The organism is Kitasatospora sp. NPDC007106, assembly GCF_040634455.1.
GTDB classification, from domain to species: domain Bacteria; phylum Actinomycetota; class Actinomycetes; order Streptomycetales; family Streptomycetaceae; genus Kitasatospora; species Kitasatospora arboriphila.
The window spans coordinates 1-3059 of the sequence record NZ_JBEYFP010000697.1; the positions used below are offsets into that span (position 1 = coordinate 1).

The following is a 3059-nucleotide window of genomic DNA, read 5'->3' on the forward strand; positions in this document are numbered from 1 at the left end:
CAGGGACAGTGGCAGAACCGCAGGACCAAGCTCGACGACTTCAAGCCCTACCTGAACGAGCGATGGGCTGAGGGCTGCACGAATGCCTGGACACTCTGGGAAGAGATCAAGTCGCACGGCTACGCTGGCGGCTACGGAGCCGTCCGCGCCTACCTCCAACCGTTTCGCTCACCTCGGGTGCCGGGCATCACGCGGGACGAGCTTGTCGAAGTCGTCCGTAGGCTGCTGGCGGTCTCCCCGGAGAGCGACTACTACCTGCGACTCCTGAGAGCCAACGTGTCGCATCCCCGGATCGGTGACCTGCTCTGAGTGACGGGACGTCAGCCGCCCGCAGCATCCCGTCGATCAGCGGCTTGAACGGGTCCAACCGGGTCCGCCTGGGCGGCAGCTTCTTCCGCGGCTCCGGTCAGACCGACTCCAGGGCCTTCTTCACCGTCAGGAAGCCGACCCCGTCCTTGCGCTGCAGGGCACGCTGCGACAGACCGGCGCGCGAGTCACGGCGGACCGCCGCGTACAGATCGACCTTGGACTTCGGCAGCACCCGGGCCCCCTCGTCGTGCAGAGCACAACCATGGTCCCGAAGCAAGCACCCGAGTGCTCTCAAAACTCGGGCCCTGGTCCAACCTCCGTAAAACGGTTACGCTGGGTTACGATCATGCTTTGCCGTAGGCGGCGCGGCCGCCTTCAGCAGTCACTGCCCGGGTGGAGCGGGGTGGAGGACCTGGGCGAGACTCTCGCTGTGCTCGTCGTCACCAAGGCCCGCTCGCCCACGAGCGCCCCCGACCACTCTCACCTGGAGCCCAGATGTCCGAAACCTCTACGATCACCATCCGTGACCTCGCCGCGGCTGACGAGAAGGACTGGCGCCGATTGTGGGCCGGGTACCTCGACTTCTACGAGTCCACCGTGCCCGCAGCGGTCACCGACTCCACCTGGCGACGGCTTCTCGATCCGCACCAGCCAATGCTGGGCCGCGTCGCCGAGCACGACGGCACGGTCATCGGCATCACCAACAGCGTGCTCCACCACAGCACGTGGCTCACCGGCCAGGTCTGCTACCTGGAGGACCTCTTCGTGGACCCCGCCCACCGCGGGCTCGGGGCGGGCCGCCTGCTCCTCCAGGACCTCTTCGACCACGCCACCGCCCGCGGTTGGGCCCGCATGCACTGGCTCACCGCGCACGACAACCCCGCCCGCCGCCTCTACGACACCTTCGTCCCGGCCGACCGCTTCGTCCACTACGAGCGGGACCTGCCCTCCGACGACGGCACCGGACCGGCCTCGGCCGACCGGTCATAGCCCCGGCCACCGACCGAAGCGCCGCCGCTGGTCAATCCAGGTCGGCGGAGGCGAGGTGGACGGCGATGACCAGGTGTGGGACGGCGGCCGGGCACCGCGGGCGAGTCCGGTGCGGTGCGGGCGTCCCGGAGCGCCAGCAGGCCGGCCACCACGCTCGCGTCGACCGCGAAGTCGCGTACCTCGGCGGCGGTGAACTCGTCGCCGTTATGAACAGTTCAGCTGTCTCATGGCCTGTGCAGTCTCAGCAGTCTGGCCTCTGGCTCTCGCCGCTGACAACCCGCGCCGCATACGGCAAGGCATGATCGTCACCCGGCGTAACCGTTTCACAGAAGTTGGACCAGAGCCTGAGCTTCGACAGCAGATGTTCGCGACTTCAGGCAGCGCTCTGGCCTGGCCGTGTTCGATGGCCATGAGAGACGACAGCGCCGTTCGGCTCGCTGTCCCGGTTCCAGCGGTCAGCTCGCTGTTCGTCGGGCCTGGATGGTCAGGCCGGGGGTGACGAGGGCGAGCCAGCGGTTCCGGGCCGCGGGTGGCTGGTCGGCGGGCGCGGTGGAGAACAGCAGGTAGATGTCGTTGACCGTGATGTCCGCGTGGATGTCACCGTCGGCCTGCCCGGCCCGGATGAGGCCGGCGACAGCCGCGCTTGCGCGTTCCTCGTCGGCGTGGTCGCCCGGTTGTGCGCCGAGGGTCTGGGCCGCGGCCTTGACGGCACGGTCGGTCGCGGACTGCTCGATGACGCGGCCGAGGAACGCGGTCAGTTCCTCCAAGGCGCTAGCAGTGCCGTCGGCGACGCGTGCGAGGGCGGCTTCGGCGTCGTCGGCGACGCGGGCGACGTACTCGGCGACGACGGCCGCGACCAGGTCGGTCTTGGTCGGGAAGTGCCGGTACAGGGTTCCCACGGCCACGCCCGCCGCGGCGGCGATCTCGTCCATGCCGGCCTCGGGGCCGTGCGCGGTGATCTGCTCACTGGCCGCGGTGAGGATTTTCTTCCGGTTGCGGACCGCGTCGGCGCGCGGCGCCCTGGCCTGGGTCAAGAGAACTCGCCTGCCCTTCCACTTGCATCAAGGTGAACCTGGGTTCAGGATAGATGGTGAACCATAGTTCATCTTAGTCGCAAGGATCCCAGCAATACCCGCCAAGACCGCCCTCGTCACCGGTGCCTCCTTCGGCATCGGCGAAGCCACCGCTGACAGGACGTCGGCCCTTGATTACACAATCGGCTCGTCGAGGAAGCGACCCGGGCATGGACTGAATCCGGTCGTGTTCGGGCCGCCGCCAGCGGCACACAGTGGGACGGTGTGAACCAACGTGGATAACCACGGACAACCATGAACCTCCACGAACAACGAAGAGGTCTGGCCGAACCCGAGCGCACCAAAGGCGGCTGTCGTTTCGTCAGGGTGAGGGCGCGCCACACTTCCAGCATGCCGAGCTTTCATGACAGGAAGGCGATCGGTGACGCCCACGAGCGACGCGTCACCGAGGAACTCAACCACCGCGGCTGGGATGTCAGCCCCTGGGGCCAGGGAGTCATGGGCGAGCCCGTCCGCCTGGCCCTCCGCAGCACCGACAGCTTCCTTCGCTGGACCCCCGACCTCATCGCGGCCCGCGACAGGCAGGTCGTCTTGCTCGACTGCAAGAGCCGGATGACCAGCCTGACCAGCAGTCGGCACGCTATCGAGAACGCCGCCGTCACCGCTCATCTCCAGCTCGTCGCCTGGACCCGGTTGCCGCTGTACTACGCCTTCGACAATCTCGAC

General features: G+C 67.9%; 4 protein-coding genes and 1 pseudogene. 3 read left to right on the plus strand and 2 right to left on the minus strand.

Annotated elements, in window-relative coordinates:
• A pseudogene (locus ABZ641_RS30955) lies at positions 1 to 309 on the plus strand (hypothetical protein); the annotation flags it as partial.
• Positions 310 to 406: 97 nt separating this feature from the next.
• On the opposite strand, the gene ABZ641_RS30960 reads toward ABZ641_RS30955, so the two are convergent.
• Positions 407 to 541: a hypothetical protein gene (locus ABZ641_RS30960; protein ID WP_344626862.1), complete on the minus strand. Its 135-nt coding sequence runs from the start codon at positions 539 to 541 to the stop codon at positions 407 to 409.
• 263 nt (positions 542 to 804) lie between these two features.
• Here ABZ641_RS30960 and ABZ641_RS30965 point away from each other — a divergent pair, with 263 nt between their 5' ends.
• Positions 805 to 1299 (plus strand): GNAT family N-acetyltransferase, encoded by a 495-nt coding sequence (locus tag ABZ641_RS30965; protein ID WP_359987138.1) that lies wholly within the window; start codon positions 805 to 807, stop codon positions 1297 to 1299.
• Positions 1300 to 1754: 455 nt separating this feature from the next.
• On the opposite strand, the gene ABZ641_RS30970 is transcribed toward ABZ641_RS30965, so the two are convergent.
• Entirely contained in the window at positions 1755 to 2333 is a 579-nt protein-coding gene (locus ABZ641_RS30970; RefSeq protein WP_344626864.1) for a TetR family transcriptional regulator, read from the minus strand.
• A 390-nt stretch (positions 2334 to 2723) separates the two neighbouring features.
• Between ABZ641_RS30970 and ABZ641_RS30975 the strand changes: the two genes are divergently transcribed.
• Positions 2724 to 3059: hypothetical protein (locus ABZ641_RS30975; protein WP_359987141.1), on the plus strand; the 336-nt coding region annotated here is incomplete at its 3' end.

Bases quoted from the DNA above. Each gene is read 5' to 3' on its own strand.
- ABZ641_RS30965 (WP_359987138.1), top strand. From the start codon at position 805: ATGTCCGAAACCTCTACGATCACCATCCGTGACCTCGCCGCGGCTGAC.